Source organism: Streptomyces sp. RLA131, assembly GCF_056270125.1.
This window is the reverse complement of record NZ_JBWDOQ010000002.1, coordinates 2,384,554-2,401,059: the sequence shown is the minus strand read 5'-3', so window position 1 is coordinate 2,401,059 and position 16,506 is coordinate 2,384,554. Positions and strand designations below refer to the sequence as shown.

The following is a 16,506-nucleotide window of genomic DNA, read 5'->3' as shown; positions in this document are numbered from 1 at the left end:
GGGGGCGGGCGCCGGGGCGTCGGCCCCCGGCGCCCGCCCTTACCCTTGTCCCTTGTGTCCACTCTGCAAGCCGCCCTCTCCGACCTCCTCGACGGACTGCCCCCGGGCCGCGCCGTCCAGGCCGTCGACCGGCTGATCGCCACGTACCGGGGCCGTACCGCCACCGGCGCCAAGTCGCCCATCCTGCGCGACCGCTCCGACGTCGCCGCCTACGCGGCCTACCGGATGCCCGCCACCCACGCCGCCGTACGGGCCGCGCTCGGCGAGTTCCGTGACCGGGCCGGCGACTGGACCCCCGCCACCCATCTCGACGTCGGCGGCGGCACCGGGGCCGCGACCTGGGCGGTGGCCGACACCTGGCCGGACGCCGGGCACTCCAGCACCGTCCTGGACTGGTCGGAAGCCGCACTCGCCCTGGGCCGCGAGCTGGCCGCCGGCGCGGCGTCGGCGTCCGTACGGGAGGCCGACTGGCGCAAGGCCCCGCTCGGCGGCGGCTCGGCGGCCCGGCTGCCCGAGGCCGACCTCGTCACCGTCTCCTACGTCATCGGCGAACTGTCCGACGCCGACCGCACCGCCGTCGTCGCCGAGGCCGCCCGCGCCGCCCGGGGCGCCGTGCTGGTCGTCGAACCCGGCACCCCCGACGGCTACGCCCGCGTCCTGGCCGCCCGCGACCAGCTCATCGCCGCCGGGTACACCGTCCTGGCCCCCTGCCCGCACGACGGCGCCTGCCCCGTCCAGGCCCCCGACTGGTGCCACTTCGCCGCCCGGGTCCAGCGCACCTCCCTGCACCGCCAGGTCAAGGGCGGCTCGCTGCCGTACGAGGACGAGAAGTTCAGCTACGTCGCCGCCGCGCGCCTTCCGGCGGTGCCGGCCGCCGCCCGCGTCGTACGGCACCCCCAGATCCGCAAGGGCCAGGTCCTGCTCGACCTGTGCACGGTGCGGGACGGCCTGGTCCGGCGGACGGTCACCAAACGGCACGGCGAGGCGTACCGCGCCGCCCGCGACGCGGACTGGGGAGACGCCTGGGAGTGAGCGGGCGGGCGCGGCGGCCCGCCCGTCACAGCCAGCCGAAGCGGCGGAAGACGCGGTAGGCGGTGAAGGACAGGGACGCGGTGACCACCAGCATCAGCGGGTAGCCGTAGGTCCAGCCCAGCTCGGGCATGTGCGCGAAGTTCATCCCGTAGAACCCGGCGATCATCGTGGGCACGGCCAGGATGGCGGCGCCCGCGCTGATCCGGCGCATGTCGACGTTCTGCTGCACGGCGAGCTGGCTGAGGTTGGCGGCGAGCAGACCGTCGACGAGTTCGCTGTAACCGGCCAGCCGCTCCCGTACCTGGGTGAGGTGGTCGTGGACGTCCCGCAGATAGCGCGCGACCTCCGGGCGGACACAGGGCAGCGGCTCCTCGGCCAGCCGCTGGAGAGGCCGGGCCATGGGCTGCACGGCCCGCTTGAACTCGATCAGCTCGCGCTTGAGCTGGTAGATGCGCTCCGCGTCGTCGCCGTGCCCGGCCGAGAAGACATCGGCTTCGAGCTGCTCGACATCGAGTTCGACGGCGTCCGCGACATCGACGTAGTCGTCGACCACCTGGTCGGCTATGGCGTGCATGACGGCCGTCGGCCCCTGCGCGAGCACCTCGGGCTGGGCCTCCAGCGCCCGCCGCACCCGGCTGAGGCCGGGCGCGCTGCCGTGCCGCACCACCACGACGAAGTCCGGGCCGACGAACATCATGATCTCGCCGGTGTCGACGACGTCGCTGGTCGCGGTGAGCCGCTCGTGCTCGACGAAGACGATGGTCTTCAGGACCAGGAACAGCGTGTCGCCGTAGGCCTCCAGCTTGGGCCGCTGATGGGCGTGGATCGCGTCCTCGACGGCCAGCGGGTGCAGGGCGAAGGCGTCCGCGACCTCCGCCAGATGCTCGATGTCGGGCTGGTACAGGCCGATCCAGGCGAAGCTGCCCGGCCGTTCACGGGTCGCCTTCATCACCTCGCGCAGCGACAGGGTGGCCTGCCGCACCCCGTCCTCGTACAGGGCGCAGTCCACCACGACGTCGTCGGTGCACCTGCGCGGCGGTGGGGTGACGGCGCCGGCCTCCTCCTTGACCGGCCGGCGGCCCCGCAGCACTCCGGCCCGCATCCACTCTCGTCCCGCCATCGTGCTGCTCCTCATTACCTTCATACCGCTCACGCTGTTCATGCCGTTCACCCCGATCACGCCGTCCGCCCTTCGAGCACGGCCATCGCCGCATTGTGCCCGGGAATTCCGCTGACGCCGCCACCGCGCACGGCGCCCGCCCCGCAGACAAGGACGTTCGCACGGGTGGTTTCGACTCCCCAGCGCCCGGTGCCGGCGTCCGCGTACGGGAAGGACAGGTCCCGGTGGAAGATATGGCCACCGGGCAGCCCCACCTCCCGCTCCAGGTCGGCCGGGGTCTTCGCCTCCACGCACGGGCGGCCGTCGGCGTCGGTGGCCAGGCAGCCGGAGAGCGGCTCGGCGAGCACCGCGTCCAGCTGGGCGAGGGTCGCCTCCACCAGGGCGTCCTTGGCGCCGGAGAGCCGGGCCGGGGCGTGCAGCCCGAACAGGGTGAGCGTGTGCATGCCCCGCTCGGCCAGTTCGGGGGCCAGGATCGACGGGTCGGTCAGGCTGTGGCAGTAGATCTCCGACGGCGGCGCCGTGGGGACGGCCCCGGCTGCGGCCTGTTCGTAGGCGCTCTGCAACTGGCCGTACCCCTCGGCGATATGGAACGTCCCGGCGAACGCCTCACGCGGGTCCACCGCCGTGTCGCGCAGCCGGGGCAGCCTGTCCAGCAGCATGTTGACCTTGAGCTGCGCGCCCTCAGGCTTCGGCGGCGCCGGATCGCCCAGCAGCCCGGCCAGGGTGTGCGGCGCGGCGTTGACCAGCACATGCCGGGCCCCCACCGTGCCGCCGTCGTAGGTGACCTCGGCCCGTACCCCGTCCGTGACGACCCCCGTCACCTCGGCACCGGTGATGATCTCGGCGCCCGCCGCCCGCGCCGCGTCGGCCAGCGCGTCGGTGAGCGCGCCCATACCGCCGACGGGCACGTCCCAGTCGCCGGTGCCGCCGCCGATCACGTGGTAGAGGAAGCAGCGGTTCTGCAGCAGGGACGGATCATGGGCATGGGTGAAGGTGCCGATCAGCGCGTCGGTGAGCACCACACCCCGCACGAGGTCGTCGTCGAAGAGCGCCTCCACCGTCTCGCCCAGCGGCCGTTCGAACAGCGCCGACCAGGCGTCGCCGTCGTCCACGATCCGCTCCAGCTCCGCCCGGGACGGCAACGGCCCGGTCAGGGTGGGGAAGACCCGTTCGGCGACCCGCTGCGTCATCGCGTAGAAGCGCTGCCAGGCCTCGAAGTCCCGGTCCGAGCCGGTGACCCGGACAAAGCTCTCCCGGGTGCGCGCGGCGGACCCGGAGTCGACCAGCAGCCCGCCGTCCCCCTTCGGGGTGTATGAGGAGATCCGGCGCCGCCGGGTGGCGAACCGCAGTCCCAGGTCGCTCACGATCCGCCGCGGCAGCAGGCTCACCAGGTACGAGTACCGGGACAGCCGCGCGTCCACTCCCGCGAACGCGCGCGTCGACACCGCCGCGCCCCCGGTGTGGTCCAGCCGCTCCAGGACCAGGACCGACCGGCCCGCCCGGGCGAGGTACGCGGCGGCGACCAGACCGTTGTGGCCACCACCGACGACAACGGCGTCATACGAGCTGTGAAGTGCCATGTCCTTTCGTACCACGCCCGGGCCGGCGGCCGGTTCGTCCTCAATCGCTAGTCGCGCAGTTCCAGCGTGCAGCACTTCACGCTGCCGCCGGCCTTCTGCAGCTCCGACATGTCCAGCGGCACCGGCTCGTAGCCCCGCTCGCGCAGCGGCCGGACCAGCCCGGTGGCCCCGGCCGGCAGCAGCACATGGTGTCCGTCGCACACCGAGTTCAGCCCGAACGCGGTGGCGTCCGCGCGGGAGGCGATCAGCGCACCGGGGAACAGCCGGGCCAGGACGGCACGGCTGCCGGGGGAGAAGGCGTCGGGGTAGTACATGATCTCGTCGCCGGACAGCACGCACAGCGTCGTGTCGAGGTGGTAGAAGCGGGGGTCGGACAGCTCCAGGCCGATCACGGGACGGCCGAAGTACTCCTGCGCCTCGGCATGGGAGAGCGGGCTGCTGCGGAAGCCCCGGCCGGCCAGGATCCAGTCGGCGGTGATGGCGAAGTCGCCCTCGCCCTCGTTGATGTGCAGGGGGTCGTGGACCTCGGAGAACCCGCGCCCGAGGAACCACTCGCGGTGGGCCGGAGCCTCGGCCCCGCGTTCGGCGTTGGCGAACCGCGAGCCCAGGACCCGGCCGTCCACGACGGTCGCGCCGTTGGCGGCGAAGACCATGTCCGGCAGGCCCGGCAGCGGCTGGAGGATCTCCACGGTGTGCCCGAGCGAGCGGTAGCGGTCGCGCAGGTCCTCCCACTGGAGCAGGGCGAGGGCGGAGTCGACGGGCTTGGCCGGATCCATCCAGGGGTTGATCGAGTAGGTCACGCGGAAATAGGTGGGCGGGCACATGAGATACCGCCGGGGCGTGCACAGGCTCATGACGCACATGGTGGACCCGCGGCCCGCGCATAGGGTGGCGCCATGCCTACGCCTGACGAAGAGTTCGCCGACCTGCTGCCCGGGACGCGCCGCGCGCTGCTGCACCGGATCGCGGCCGGTCAGGCCGCCGGCCGCGCGCCCTCACTGGTGGGTGCCGTCGTACGGGACGGCCGGCCGGTCTGGCACGGGTCCCGTTCGTGCGTGGACGGGCACGCCCCGGACGCGGACACCCAGTACCGGATCGGGTCGATCACCAAGACCTTCGCGGCCGTGCTGGTGATGCGGCTGCGCGACGAGGGCCTCCTCGACCTGGCCGACCCCGTCGAGAGGCACCTCGGCTCCACGGCGGCGGACGGCCTGACCCTCGCCCAGCTCCTCGCCCACACCTCCGGGCTGGCCTCCGAGACCCCCGGCCCGTGGTGGGAGCGTTCGCCCGGCTCGCTCCGCCCCGAACTGGCCGACGTCATCGGCGAGCGCGTCCACCCCGCCGGGCGCCGGTACCACTACTCCAACCCCGGCTTCGCCGTGCTCGGCGCCGTCGTCGAGCGGCTGCGGGGCGTGCCGTGGGGCGAGGCGCTCCGCGCCGAACTGCTGGGTCCGCTGGGCATGTCCCGTACGACGCTGCTGCCGCAGGCCCCGCACGCGGGCGGCTGGGCGGTGCATCCGTACGCGGACGTCATGCAGCCCGAGGTCGTGATCGAGGACACCGGGCACATGGCCCCGGCCGGGCAGTTGTGGTCCACCGCCGCCGACCTGTGCCGCTGGGCGGCCTTCCTCGCCGGGGACGCCGACCCGGAGGTGCTGAGCCGCGACTCGCTCGCCGAGATGCGCCGGCCGGCCGCCCCCGACGGCGAGTACGGCCTCGGGCTCCAGCTGATGCGGGCGCAGGGCCGCTCGCTGGCCGGCCACAGCGGTTCCATGCCGGGGTTCGTGGCCGGTCTGTGGGTCAGCCCCGACGACCGGCTGGCCGGTATCGCCCTCGCCAACGCCACCTCCGGCACCCCGGCCGCCGCCGTCGCCGCCGACCTGCTGCGGATCGTCGCCGACCTCGAACCCACCGTCCCCGCGCCCTGGCGCCCTCTCTCCGACCCCGACCCGGCCCTGCTGGCCCTCACCGGCGCCTGGTTCTGGGGCACCGCCCCGTACACCCTCCGGCTGCGCGCCGGGCGTGACCTCGAACTCGTCCCGGCCGGCGGCCGCGGCCGGGGCTGCCGGCTGCGCGCCGAGCCCGGCGGCACCTGGACCGGCCTGGACGACTACTACGCGGGCGAGACCCTGGTGGCCACCCCCACCCGGCTCGACCTGGGCACCTTCGTCTTCACCCGTACCCCGTACGAGGGGGAGGGCTGGAACCTCACGCGCTGAGCGGGAACTGCCGGCCCAGCTCGGCGAAGAGCGCGGTGTTCATCGCGAACGCCCTTCCGCACTCGTCCACCACGCGCTGCTTCTCCAGGTCGTCGAGCGGCAGCGCGTCCAGCAGGGCCCGGTACTCCCGTTTGAAGGCGGCCGGGTTGGCGATCCCCTCGAAGACGTAGAAGCGGACGCCGTCGCCCTTGTGGGGGAAGCCCCACTGGCGCTCGGCGATGCCCCGGATGACCTGACCGCCGGACAGGTCGCCGAGGTAGCGCGTGTAGTGGTGCGCGACGAAGCCGGCCGGCCAGTCGCGCGCGCCGGCGGCGATCCGGTCGGCGTAGGCGCGGGTGGCGGGCAGGGCGTCGGCGCGCGGGCGCCAGCCGGGGCCGAGGAGGTGGTCCAGGTCGCGTTCGAGCGCGGGCAGCCGCAGGAGTTCGGGCCGCAGGAAGGGCGCGGCGACGGGGTCGCCGGCCAGCCGGCGGCGGTGACCGGCGTCCTCCAGGGCGCGGTAGACGAACCAGAGCTGCTCGGTGTACCGGGCGTAGGCGTCGAGGCCGAGCCGCCCGCCGAGCAGGTCGCTCATGAAGGCCGAGTTCTCGGCCCGGGTGTGCTGGTCCTGACTGGCGGCGCGGATCACGGTGGAGAAGGGTTCGGACGGCGTCATGACGGCATCCTTCCCCGTGTGCCGACAAGTTACCGACGCCAGGTCGGTAAACCGGGCGGCGGAGCGGGCCCCGGGTGGGCACAGCGGACCCACAGGGAGCAGGATGGGGTCCATCATCCGTGAATTCCGCTTACGTCCACCGCGACGTTACGTACTGTGGAACCCGGGTGACCGCAGGCACACGCAGGGGAGAGGGGCAAGGGGCTCGATGGCAGGCAAGAGCAGACTGTCCGACTGGCTGCGCCGCCGTTCGGCGGATCAGGACGGCAGCGACGGAGCGGGCACCGGCAAGCCGTCCGCGCGAAGCCGGCTCCGGGACGAACTGCTGCTGGCCGCCGCCGACGCCGGACTGCCCCTGGCACCGGCCGCCCATCCCTCGGGGGTGTCGGGCTTCCGCTGCTCCTGTGACCGGATCGGCTGTCCGACCCCGGGCATGCACCCGGTCTCGTTCGCCTGGCACACCCAGGCCAGTACCGACCGCCCCACGGTCGAACAGTGGCTGCGCACCCAGCCGCTGGCCAACTTCATCACCGCCACCGGCCGCAACCACGACGTGCTCGACGTCCCCGCGGAGGCCGGGCGGATCGCCCTGGAGCGGCTGGCCGCCGAGGGCGCCGTGGTCGGGCCGGTCGCCCTGTCCGACGACCGGATGCTGTTCTTCACCGGCACCCGCGCCACCGCCGACGAGGACGAGTGGTGGCCCTGCGAGCTGGACTGCCATCCCGAGACGGCCGACGAGCACCCGGGCCTGCGCTGGCACTGCCGGGGCAGCTATGTGCTGGTGCCGCCCTCGCGGCTGCCGTCGGGCTCCGCCGTGGAGTGGCTGCCGGGGCGCGGCCCGGAGCGTGCGCTGCCCGATCCGCTGCCGCTGCTGGAGGTCCTCACCGACGCGTGCGCCCAGGTCGAGCCCGAGCCGGAGAACGTGGGCTGGCTCTGAGGGCCGTACGTACGGAATCGCCCGTAGGGAGCCGTAGGGAAGGCCGCTGCGGGAGTGGAGGGAGTGGCGGCAGAGCGCCGGGGAGTGGCGTCACTCGCCCTTCGCCGAGATCAGGCCGACCACCCGGCTCAGGACCGTCACCTTGCCGCCGTCCGCCTTGGCAGGCACCGTCGCGGCCTGTTCACCGAGCCGTACATAGGTGACAGCGGTCTTCACGGTGCCGGTCATCAGCGCCTTGGTGTCCTCGTCGACCGCGGGCGCCACCCCGGGCCGCAGCGACGTGGCGCGGGTGGTGTGGTGGGAGGCGAAGAAGACCAGCGCGCCGCCGTCCTTCAGCCGCAGCGCGACCGGCGGGTACTCACGGTCCTTGACGGGCTGGTCGGCGTACTGGAGGGCGAGGGTCGCCGTACGGGAGTTGGCGGCGCGGGTGCTGCGCAGTTTGGACGTCGCGGGCCCGGCGGCGAAGACGGCGCCGCCCGCCGAACCGTCGGAACCGGTGGAGCCGTCGCGCAGGTAGTCCGTGTACCGCGCGCTCAACCGGTCGGGCCGGACCAGCAGATCCGGCGCCGCGGCCGGCACGGTCTCGGCGTAGCCGTCGCCGTCCCGGGCGAACTCCAGGTCGTCCGAGTCGCCGTACACCCCGATGTTGGAGGCCTTCCAGGGCTCGGCCGAGCTGCCGCGCCGGAAGACCAGCAACCAGCGGCCGTTCTCGGTCTTGTTGCTCACCGCGTCGGCGACGAACCACTTGGGCCAGCCGCGTTGACGGGGTATCAGAAAGTGGGCGTCGGTGAGCTCGATCGGCTTGTACGAGGGGTTGCCGTCAGGGTTGTTGGCGTGTTTCGCCTTGAGACCGGCCACGTCGGTCAGCCCGAGTGCGCCGGTCTCGATGGTGGCCATCAGCTCCGGGTCGAAGTTCTTGTTGGCCTTGTTGTTGGTGCGGGCGAACCCGGACAGGACCCGGGCGGCCTCAGCCTTCCTCACGGACGGAACGAGCGCCTGTTCCCCGTGCACCGTCACGCACCCCGTCATGGCCGGCGCCATCAGTGTCAGCAGGGCGAGAGCTGGCAGAAACGGCGGCCTGCGGGTCATCGGACGTGCGCTCCTTCGGGGCTGCTGCGGCGGCACTGGCGGCACTCGGCGCGGCAACCCTACCGGGGGCGAGGAACAGGAACATCGTCGGTACGAGATACAGCGCCCAGACCGTGACCTGGAGCCAGGTCGGGTCCGGCTGGAAGTTGAACACGCCCTTCAGCAGCGTCCCGTACCAGCTGTCGACGGGGATCTGCTCGCTGATGTCGAAGGCGCGCGCGGCGAGCCCCGGCAGCCAGCCGGCCTCCTGGAGATCGTGGAAGCCGTACGCCAGCACACCGGCCGCGACGACCACCAGCATGGCCCCGGTCCAGGTGAAGAACCTGGCCAGATTGATGCGCACCGCGCCCCGGTAGAACAGCCAGCCCAGCACGACCGCGGTCAGCAGCCCCAGGCCCGCCCCGACCACCGGGCGGTAGCCGTCGTCGGTGGCCTGCACCGCCGTCCAGATGAACAGCGAGGTCTCCAGGCCCTCACGGCCCACCGCCAGAAAGGCGGTGACGACCAGCGCGCCGGTGCCCATGGCGATCGCCGCGTCCAGCTTGCCGTGCAGCTCGGCCCTCAGATGCCGCGCGGTACGCCGCATCCAGAACACCATCCAGGTCACCAGACCGACCGCGATGACCGACAGCGAACCGCCGAGCGCCTCCTGCGCCTCGAAGGTCAGCTCCTGCGAGCCGAACTGCAGCGCCGCGCCGAAGCCCAGGCTGAGCACGACCGCGGCGCCGACGCCGGTCCACACCGGGGGCAGTTTGTCCCTGCGGTCGGTCTTCACCAGGTAGGCGACCAGGATGCAGACGACCAGGCTGGCCTCCAGGCCCTCCCGCAGACCGATCAGATAGTTGCCGAACACGCCCGGTCACTTCCCTTCGGGGTTGTCGAACAGCGCGCTGCCCCACCAGTCGCCGCTGTCGCGGACGCCCGGCGGCACGGCGAAGACCGCCGAACCCACGTGCTGGATGTACTCGTTGAGCGCGTCGGTCTTCGCCAGCCGCTTCTGCAGCGGGATGAAGCCCGACCGGACGTCGCGCTGGTAGGCGAGGAAGAACAGCCCCGCCTCCAGCCGGCCCAGCCCGTCCGTGCCGTCAGTGAAGGAGTAGCCGCGGCGCAGGATCGTCACGCCGCTGTTGTCCGGGTGCGCGAGCCGGACGTGCGCGTCGGGCTTCATGGCCTTGAAGTTGGGGGTGTCCCGCTCGTGCTTCCTGCCGACCGGGGCGCCCTCGCCCTTGGTGCGGCCGAAGATGTCCTCCTGCTCGCGGAGCGAGGTGCGGTCCCAGGTCTCGATGTGCATCCGGATCCGGCGGGCGACCAGGTACGAGCCGCCGGCCAGCCAGCTCGGGCCGTCCTCCCCGGAGACCCACACATGCTTCTTCTGGGTGGCCCGGTCGGAACCGGCGACATTGTGCGTGCCGTCCTTGAAGCCCATCAGGTTGCGCGGGGTCTGCTCGTCGGGCGTGGTGGAGGAGGTCTTGCCGAAGCCGAGCTGCGACCAGCGGACGGCGACCTTGCCGAAGCCGATACGGGCCAGGTTGCGGATCGCGTGCACCGCGACCTGCGGGTCGTCGGCGCAGGCCTGGACGCACAGGTCGCCGCCGCTGCGCCGGGTGTCGAGCGCGTCACCGGGGAACCTGGGCAGGTCGACCAGCGCCTCGGGCCGGTACTTCTTCAGCCCGAAGCGGTCCTTGCCGTCCTTGTCGAACAGCCCCGGGCCGAAGCCCACGGTGAGGGTGAGCCGGGACGGCTGGAGGCCCAGCGCCTCGCCGGTGTCGTCCGGGGGCGCCTCGGCGAGCCCGCCGACCGCCCCGTCGCCGACCGCCTGGCCCCTGGTCATCCTCGCCGCCGCGGCCGTCCAGTCCTTGAGCAGCTGGACCAGTTCGTCACGGTCGTCGGTGGTGATGTCGAACGCCGCGAAGTGCAGCCGGTCCTGGACCGGCGTCACGATGCCCGCCTGGTGCGTGCCGTGGAAGGCCACCGCGGCCCCGGCCGAGGCCGCGTTCTGGGTGTCGTCGCCGGTCCGCAGCGCGGTGACCGCGCCCCCGGCCGCCGCCGCGCCGAGTACGACGCCGGCGCCGGTCCAGCCGAGCACCGCCCGGCGGGAGGTGGCGGCCGTCGCGGTGGCGGCCTTCCCGGTCGTCTCGTCCGCGCTCTTGCCGGCGCTGTTGTCGGCGCTCTTGTCGGCCTCAGGCTCAGCCATGACCCGTTCTCCCTCTGCTTACTTCGCGACCGCGGCGGCCAGCCGGGACAGCGGCTCGGCGAGCGAGTTGACGGCGTCCGACAGCTTCTTGCTGTCCGACTTGCGCACGGTGTCGTACGAGACGAACCCCGAGGAGCTGCCGGCCTCGCGGTAGGTGTCCAGCAACTTCTTGATCGACGCGAACTGCTTGTCCAGTTCCTTGGTCAGCGCCGCGTCGTTCTCCGACGCGACCGGCTTCAGCAGCTGGTAGGCCTTCTCGGCGCCCTCGACGTTGGCGTAGAAGTCCGACAGGTCGGTGTGGCTGTAGCGGTCCTCCTCACCGGTGACCTTGCCGGTGGCGACCTCGTCGAGCAGCTCCTTGGCGCCGTTGGCCATGCTGGTCGCGGTGATGTCGGCCTTGCCGACCCGGGTCTGCCAGTCCTCCAGGTCGGAGACCAGCTGGTCGGCGAGACTCTTCTCGGTCGAGCCGATCTTCTTGTCCTGCCACAGGGACTTCTCCAGGCGGTGCCAGCCGGTCCACTTCTGGCCGTCCTCAAGACCGTCGGCGCGCACGTCGGTCCTGGGGTCGATGTCGCCGAAGGACTCGGCCACCGGCTCGGTGCGTTCCCAGCCGATCCGCGAGTTCGCGAACTCCGCCTTCGCCGCGGCGAGGTCGCCCTTCTTGATCGCGGCGGCGAACTTCTTCACCGCCGGAAGCGTCTGGTCCGCCTGCGCCTGCACATACGTCCGGTACTGGGCCACGGCCTTGTCCAGGCGCGGATCGGTCTTGACGGCGCCCTTGCCGGTGACGGTGATCTTCTGCCGGATGCCGGTGCCCTTCATGCCGGGCTTGCAGGCGACCTCGTACGTACCGGCCTTGATCACGGAGGTGATGGTCGCCTTGGTGCCCGGGCCGATGTTCTCCCGCTCGGTGACGATCTTGTCGCTCGGCGTGTAGACGTAGACCTCGGTGACCTTCGAGCCCTTGTTGGCGATGGCTATCGTGATCTTGCCGGCGGCGAACTTGGTCTTCGATACCTGGCACTTGCTGTCGGTCGCGGTCACCTTGACGGCGTTGGATCCGGTCGCGTCAGCCTTGTCGGCGCATCCGGTCACGGCGGTGACGGCGACCACGATCCCTGCGGCGGTCACGGCGGACATGCGGGCGGTCGACATGCGGGCTCCAGGCTGCTCGTGCAACAGGACAGATAGGGCAGCCTTCCCTTGGGAAGGCTGCCCTAACCTACATGAGCCTCGTCTAACCCGTCATACCGGGTCGGTCACGGCAGAGTAAGGATTTCTGCCCCCGTGTCGGTCACCACGAGGGTGTGCTCGAACTGCGCGGTGCGCTTGCGGTCCTTGGTGACCACGGTCCATCCGTCGTCCCACATGTCGTAGTCGTGCGTGCCCAGTGTCAGCATGGGCTCGATGGTGAAGGTCATCCCCGGCTTGATCACGGTCGTCGCCCGCGGGTCGTCGTAGTGCGGCACGATCAGCCCGGAGTGGAACGAGGTGTTGATGCCGTGCCCGGTGAAGTCCCGGACCACGCCGTAGCCGAAACGCTTCGCGTACGACTCGATGACCCGGCCGATCACATTGATCTGCCGGCCCGGCCGTACCGCCTTGATCGCCCGGCTGAGCGACTCGCGGGTCCGCTCCACCAGCAGCCGTGACTCCTCGTCGACATCACCGACCGGATAGGTGGCGTTGGTGTCGCCGTGCACCCCGTGGATGTACGCCGTCACGTCGAGGTTGACGATGTCGCCGTCGCGCAGCTCGGTCGAGTCCGGGATGCCGTGGCAGATGACCTCGTTGATCGACGCGCACAGCGACTTGGGAAAGCCCCGGTAGCCCAGGTCCGACGGATAGGCCCGGTGGTCGACCATGTACTCGTGCGCGATCCGGTCCAGCTCGTCCGTGGTCACCCCGGGCGCGATGGCTTTGGCCGCCTCCTCCATGGCCCGCGCGGCGATCCGGGACGCGATCCGCATCTTCTCCACCGTCTCGGCGTCCTGCACCTCCGGCCCGGTGTAGGGGGTCGGGGCCGGCCGGCCGACGTACTCCGGGCGGGGGATCGAGGCGGGGACGGATCGGGTCGGCGAAAGCCTCCCGGGCACGAGGACTGACATGTCAGCGAGTGTATCCACGGCCCGCCGGGCACTATGAAGCCATGTCGTTCTTCAAGCGGGTACGCAAGCCGGAGGGAAAGCCGGGCGAATGGTTCTACTGCCTTGAGCACAAGAAGGTGGAGGAGGGCCCCGACTGCCCCGCCAAGGACCGCTTCGGTCCTTACGCCACCCGGGGCGAGGCCGAGCACGCCATGGCGACCGCCGCCGCGCGCAACGAGCAGTGGGAGAAGGACCCCCGCTGGCACGACCGGTCACCGGAGGAGGACGGGAACCAGGGCTGAGACCGCCCGCGTTCACCGTTCGCCTTTCACCGGGCCGCCTGTCCCGCCGCCCCGCTGTCCTCGCGCGCCGGACCGCCGCCCGTGCCGGCCGTCCCCTCCCGCGCGTCGTACGCCATCAGCGTCGGCAGGCACACGGCCAGCACCCCCACCGCGGCCACGCACGCCAGACCGCCGGACCAGACGGCGGTACGGACGCCGGTCAGCGCGGCCGTACCGCCGGCCCGGACCTGACCGAGCTGCGGACCCACGGAGAACGAGAGCAGCTCGATGCCGGCCAGACGGCCGCGCAGGTCGTCCGGGATGGTCTGGTTCCAGATGGTGGAGCGGAAGATGCCGCTGATCATGTCGCAGCCACCGGCCACGGCGAGGAAGAGCAGCACCAGCCACACGTCGCGCATCCAGCCGGCGACGGCCATGGCCGCGCCCCAGGAGAGCGCGGCGAAGACGATCAGACGGCCGTGGCGGTGGATGTGCGAGGTCCAGCCGCTGGTCAGGCTCACCACGAGCGAACCGACGGTGCCCGCCGCGTACATCAGCCCCAGGGACCAGGGGGCGTCCAGTTCGTCGGCGAGGAAGGGAAAGACCGCGGTGGGGTACGCGAAGAACATCGCGGCCAGATCGATGGCGTACGTGCCCAGCAACTCCTTGCGGCCCCAGGCGTAGCGCGCGCCCTCCCCGATGCTGCGCAGCGACGGCTTTTCGGCGTCGTGCGCGGCGGGCGAGGGCCGCAGCCCCAGCCCGAGGGCGACCGAGACCGCGAAGGACACCGCGTCCAGGGCGTACGCCCAGGCCGGACCGGCGAACGCGATCAGCACCCCGGCCAGCGAGGGCCCGGCGATCGCCCCGACCTGCCAGCGCAGCGCGTTGAGCGCGGCCGCCGCGCCGAGCTGCTCATGGGGGACGATACGCGGCACGATCGCGTCGAGCGCGGGACGCTGCAGCCCGGTGAGGGCGCTGGTCAGGGCGGCGACGACATAGAGCGGCCAGACGGCGGGGCTCGGCAGCAGCGTGTTGGCCAGCAGCAGCACCGACAGCACCCCGAGAGCGGCCTCGGTCCACAGGATCAGCCTCCGCCGGTCCATGGCGTCCGCGAGCGCGCCCCCGTACAGCCCGAAGACCACCAGCGGCACCAGCTCCACCACCCCGACCGCCCCGACGGCCAGCGCCGAGCCGGTGAGTTCCTTGAGCTGGACCGGAACCGCGACGAAGGTCAGGAAGCTGCCGAAGATCGTCACGACCCCGGCCAGCCACATCAGCCGGAAGTCGCGCGAGGAGCGCCAGGGAGCGAGGTCGGGCAGCAGTCGGGGCACGCTGCCCGATGCTCCGCGCGCGGCCCCACCCCCGGCAACCGGTTTTCCCCCAACCTCCGGCCCGCGCCCCGGCGACCGGCCGAGAGGTCAGCATCACATCACGGCGGGGAAGCGATCAGGGCAGGTGGCTGGCAGGATCACGCTATGACTACCGCTGACAACGCACCCGCCGCCACCCCCGCCAAGGCCCCCGCGAAGGACCCCTGGGACCTGCCCGACGTATCCGGCCTCGTCGTCGGCGTGCTCGGTGGCACCGGTCCGCAGGGCCGGGGCCTGGCGTACCGGCTGGCCAAGGCCGGCCAGCAGGTGATCATCGGCTCGCGCGCCGCCGACCGCGCCCAGGCCACGGCCGCCGAACTGGGCCTGGGCGTCCAGGGAGCGGACAACGCCGAGACCGCCCGGCGCAGCGACATCGTGATCGTGGCGGTGCCGTGGGACGGGCACGCCAAGACCCTGGAGTCGCTGCGCGAGGAACTGGCCGGGAAGCTGGTCGTGGACTGCGTCAACCCGCTCGGTTTCGACAAGAAGGGCGCGTACGCGCTCAAGGTCGAGGAGGGCAGCGCCGCCGAGCAGGCCGCCGCCATCCTCACCGGGTCGCGGGTCACCGCCGCCTTCCACCACCTGTCCGCGGTGACCCTGGAGGACCCGGCCGTCGAGGAGATCAACACCGACGTCCTCGTGCTCGGCGAGACCCGCGCCGACACCGACACCGTGCAGGCCCTGGCCAACCGCATCCCCGGCATCCGCGGCGTCTTCGCCGGCCGGCTGCGCGGCGCCCACCAGGTCGAGGCCCTGGTCGCCAACCTGATCTCCGTGAACCGCCGTTACAAGGCCCACGCCGGGCTGCGCGTCACCGACCTCTGACGGCGCCGGGCATGGGGGACAATGGCAGCGTCCGTACGTGATCCGACAGGAGCCGCCCCCCATGCCCCGCCTCGCCCTCTACGCCCTCGTCGTCTGCGTCCTGGCGGTGGCCGCCGCGGTCGTCTCCTTCGTCCAGGGCAGCTGGCTGGGCATCCTGTGGATCCTCGTCGCGGGCCTGTCCAGCAACATGTGCTGGTACTACGTGCGCGCGCACCGGTCCCGGTCCGGGCTCAGCCGTTGAGGTAGCGCGTGCACAGGTCGGGGTCGCCCTGCCAGAAGCGGAACCACGCCTGCCCGCAGTAGGTGAACGCCTCGTCCACCCCGAAGGTCCGCATGATCGCGTCCACCGCGCCGAAGAACGCGCTGTTCACCTCGGGGATCCACAGGCAGCCGAACACCGCCAGCAGCCCGAACTGGGCGAACGGCTCCACCTGACGGCGGAAGCTGTACGACAGCCACGGCTCGACGATCCCGTACCCGTCCAGCCCCGGGACCGGCAGCAGGTTGAGGATCGCCGCCGTCACCTGGAGCATCGCCAGGAACGCCAGCGCCGCGAGGAACGGCCCCGGCACGGTGTCCAGCGCCCCCAGCGCGAACGGGGTCAGCAGTGCCACCGCGCACGCCACGTTCACCAGTGGCCCCGCCGCCGAGATCAGGCTGTGCTTCCAGCGCCCCTGGATCCGTCCGCGCTCGATGAACACCGCGCCGCCCGGCAGCCCGATCCCGCCCAGGATCACGAAGACCACCGGCAGCACGATGCTGAGCACCGCGTGGGTGTACTTCAGAGGATTGAGCGTGAGGTAGCCCTTCGCGCCGATCGTGATGTCCCCGCCGTGCAGGGCGGTGCGGGCGTGCGCGTACTCGTGCAGGCACAGCGACACCACCCAGCCGGTCACGACGAACAGGAACACCGCGAAGCCCGTACTCACCGAGAAGCCCGTCCACACACCCCAGCCGGACACCCCCATGACCGCCACCAGCCCGAGAAAGATCGGGCTGATACGGCGGTCACTGCTCGTTGCCGCAGTCGTCATTCTCGCGGGGCTCCTCTGGGGGTCGTACGGCGTGCGGGGCACCCGGCGTGCTCGCTCACGGCCCTGGCCGCCCGATCATGCCAACG

General features: G+C 72.1%; 17 protein-coding genes. 6 read left to right on the top strand and 11 right to left on the bottom strand.

The annotated features are described in order from the left end of the window. Positions 1-54 precede the first annotated feature (54 nt). Positions 55-1,032, top strand: coding sequence for a small ribosomal subunit Rsm22 family protein (locus RWE79_RS11870; RefSeq protein ID WP_475940021.1), 978 nt, complete (start codon positions 55-57; stop codon positions 1,030-1,032). 25 nt (positions 1,033-1,057) lie between these two features. Here the strand turns inward: RWE79_RS11870 and RWE79_RS11865 are convergent, their stop codons facing one another. From RWE79_RS11865 to ddaH, 3 genes are read right to left on the bottom strand one after another with little or no spacing between them, the layout of a single operon-like run. Beyond that, a complete protein-coding gene (locus RWE79_RS11865) occupies positions 1,058-2,152 on the bottom strand; it encodes a magnesium and cobalt transport protein CorA (protein WP_475940020.1) in 1,095 nt (364 codons plus the stop codon). A 56-nt stretch (positions 2,153-2,208) separates the two neighbouring features. After that, a complete protein-coding gene (locus tag RWE79_RS11860) occupies positions 2,209-3,732 on the bottom strand; it encodes a phytoene desaturase family protein (protein WP_475940019.1) in 1,524 nt (507 codons plus the stop codon). 47 nt (positions 3,733-3,779) lie between these two features. Next, positions 3,780-4,586: a dimethylargininase gene (ddaH, locus tag RWE79_RS11855; protein ID WP_475940018.1), complete on the bottom strand. Its 807-nt coding sequence runs from the start codon at positions 4,584-4,586 to the stop codon at positions 3,780-3,782. Between the two features lie 42 nt (positions 4,587-4,628). Here ddaH and RWE79_RS11850 point away from each other — a divergent pair, with 42 nt between their 5' ends. Next, positions 4,629-5,951, top strand: coding sequence for a serine hydrolase domain-containing protein (locus tag RWE79_RS11850; protein WP_475940017.1), 1,323 nt, complete (start codon positions 4,629-4,631; stop codon positions 5,949-5,951). Here RWE79_RS11850 and RWE79_RS11845 read toward each other — a convergent pair. Continuing rightward, positions 5,941-6,603, bottom strand: a complete 663-nt coding sequence (locus RWE79_RS11845; protein ID WP_475940016.1) for a biliverdin-producing heme oxygenase — start codon at positions 6,601-6,603, stop codon at positions 5,941-5,943. The two genes, RWE79_RS11850 and RWE79_RS11845, sit on opposite strands and share 11 nt — an antisense overlap. A 208-nt stretch (positions 6,604-6,811) precedes the next feature. On the opposite strand from RWE79_RS11845, the gene RWE79_RS11840 reads away from it, so the two are divergent. Then, on the top strand, positions 6,812-7,540 hold the full coding sequence (locus tag RWE79_RS11840) for a bifunctional DNA primase/polymerase (protein WP_475940015.1): 729 nt from the start codon (positions 6,812-6,814) through the stop codon (positions 7,538-7,540). Positions 7,541-7,630: 90 nt separating this feature from the next. Here the strand turns inward: RWE79_RS11840 and RWE79_RS11835 are convergent, their stop codons facing one another. The 5 genes from RWE79_RS11835 to map all read right to left on the bottom strand — a co-directional run bounded on the left by RWE79_RS11835 (position 7,631) and on the right by map (position 12,931). After that, positions 7,631-8,581 carry an SCO2278 family lipoprotein gene (locus tag RWE79_RS11835; RefSeq protein ID WP_475945759.1) on the bottom strand — a complete coding sequence of 317 codons (951 nt, stop codon included), beginning with the start codon at positions 8,579-8,581 and terminating at the stop codon, positions 7,631-7,633. Further along, complete coding sequence (gene efeU / locus RWE79_RS11830; RefSeq protein ID WP_475940014.1) at positions 8,508-9,482, bottom strand: iron uptake transporter permease EfeU; 975 nt, start codon at positions 9,480-9,482, stop codon at positions 8,508-8,510. Before efeU ends, RWE79_RS11835 begins: the two co-directional genes overlap by 74 nt. A 6-nt stretch (positions 9,483-9,488) precedes the next feature. Further along, entirely contained in the window at positions 9,489-10,823 is a 1,335-nt protein-coding gene (efeB, locus tag RWE79_RS11825) for an iron uptake transporter deferrochelatase/peroxidase subunit (protein WP_475940013.1), read from the bottom strand. Positions 10,824-10,841: 18 nt separating this feature from the next. Continuing rightward, complete coding sequence (gene efeO / locus RWE79_RS11820; RefSeq protein ID WP_475940012.1) at positions 10,842-11,978, bottom strand: iron uptake system protein EfeO; 1,137 nt, start codon at positions 11,976-11,978, stop codon at positions 10,842-10,844. Positions 11,979-12,082: 104 nt separating this feature from the next. After that, complete coding sequence (gene map / locus RWE79_RS11815) at positions 12,083-12,931, bottom strand: type I methionyl aminopeptidase (protein ID WP_475940011.1); 849 nt, start codon at positions 12,929-12,931, stop codon at positions 12,083-12,085. 41 nt (positions 12,932-12,972) lie between these two features. On the opposite strand from map, the gene RWE79_RS11810 reads away from it, so the two are divergent. Then, the gene (locus RWE79_RS11810; RefSeq protein ID WP_475940010.1) at positions 12,973-13,212 is read left to right on the top strand and encodes a hypothetical protein; all 240 of its coding nucleotides are present in this window, start codon (positions 12,973-12,975) and stop codon (positions 13,210-13,212) included. A 26-nt stretch (positions 13,213-13,238) separates the two neighbouring features. Here RWE79_RS11810 and RWE79_RS11805 read toward each other — a convergent pair whose 3' ends face one another. Then, complete coding sequence (locus RWE79_RS11805) at positions 13,239-14,522, bottom strand: MFS transporter (protein WP_475940009.1); 1,284 nt, start codon at positions 14,520-14,522, stop codon at positions 13,239-13,241. Positions 14,523-14,666: 144 nt separating this feature from the next. Here RWE79_RS11805 and npdG point away from each other — a divergent pair, with 144 nt between their 5' ends. Together npdG and RWE79_RS11795 are read left to right on the top strand one after the other, a co-directional pair. Further along, complete coding sequence (npdG, locus tag RWE79_RS11800; RefSeq protein WP_475940008.1) at positions 14,667-15,386, top strand: NADPH-dependent F420 reductase; 720 nt, start codon at positions 14,667-14,669, stop codon at positions 15,384-15,386. A gap of 61 nt (positions 15,387-15,447) precedes the next feature. After that, entirely contained in the window at positions 15,448-15,627 is a 180-nt protein-coding gene (locus RWE79_RS11795) for a hypothetical protein (RefSeq protein ID WP_475940007.1), read from the top strand. On the opposite strand, the gene RWE79_RS11790 is transcribed toward RWE79_RS11795, so the two are convergent. Further along, positions 15,617-16,420 (bottom strand): site-2 protease family protein, encoded by an 804-nt coding sequence (locus RWE79_RS11790; RefSeq protein WP_475940006.1) that lies wholly within the window; start codon positions 16,418-16,420, stop codon positions 15,617-15,619. The genes RWE79_RS11795 and RWE79_RS11790 overlap by 11 nt on opposite strands. Positions 16,421-16,506 lie beyond the last annotated feature (86 nt).

Coding starts and splice junctions, on each gene's coding strand:
- RWE79_RS11865 (WP_475940020.1), bottom strand. CDS start 2,152: ATGGCGGGACGAGAGTGGATGCGGGCCGGAGTGCTGCGGGGCCGCCGG.
- RWE79_RS11860 (WP_475940019.1), bottom strand. CDS start 3,732: ATGGCACTTCACAGCTCGTATGACGCCGTTGTCGTCGGTGGTGGCCAC.
- ddaH (WP_475940018.1), bottom strand. CDS start 4,586: ATGAGCCTGTGCACGCCCCGGCGGTATCTCATGTGCCCGCCCACCTAT.
- RWE79_RS11850 (WP_475940017.1), top strand. CDS start 4,629: ATGCCTACGCCTGACGAAGAGTTCGCCGACCTGCTGCCCGGGACGCGC.
- RWE79_RS11845 (WP_475940016.1), bottom strand. CDS start 6,603: ATGACGCCGTCCGAACCCTTCTCCACCGTGATCCGCGCCGCCAGTCAG.
- RWE79_RS11840 (WP_475940015.1), top strand. CDS start 6,812: ATGGCAGGCAAGAGCAGACTGTCCGACTGGCTGCGCCGCCGTTCGGCG.
- RWE79_RS11835 (WP_475945759.1), bottom strand. CDS start 8,581: ATGGCGCCGGCCATGACGGGGTGCGTGACGGTGCACGGGGAACAGGCG.
- efeB (WP_475940013.1), bottom strand. CDS start 10,823: ATGGCTGAGCCTGAGGCCGACAAGAGCGCCGACAACAGCGCCGGCAAG.
- efeO (WP_475940012.1), bottom strand. CDS start 11,978: ATGTCGACCGCCCGCATGTCCGCCGTGACCGCCGCAGGGATCGTGGTC.
- map (WP_475940011.1), bottom strand. CDS start 12,931: ATGTCAGTCCTCGTGCCCGGGAGGCTTTCGCCGACCCGATCCGTCCCC.
- RWE79_RS11810 (WP_475940010.1), top strand. CDS start 12,973: ATGTCGTTCTTCAAGCGGGTACGCAAGCCGGAGGGAAAGCCGGGCGAA.
- npdG (WP_475940008.1), top strand. CDS start 14,667: ATGACTACCGCTGACAACGCACCCGCCGCCACCCCCGCCAAGGCCCCC.
- RWE79_RS11795 (WP_475940007.1), top strand. CDS start 15,448: ATGCCCCGCCTCGCCCTCTACGCCCTCGTCGTCTGCGTCCTGGCGGTG.
- RWE79_RS11790 (WP_475940006.1), bottom strand. CDS start 16,420: ATGACGACTGCGGCAACGAGCAGTGACCGCCGTATCAGCCCGATCTTT.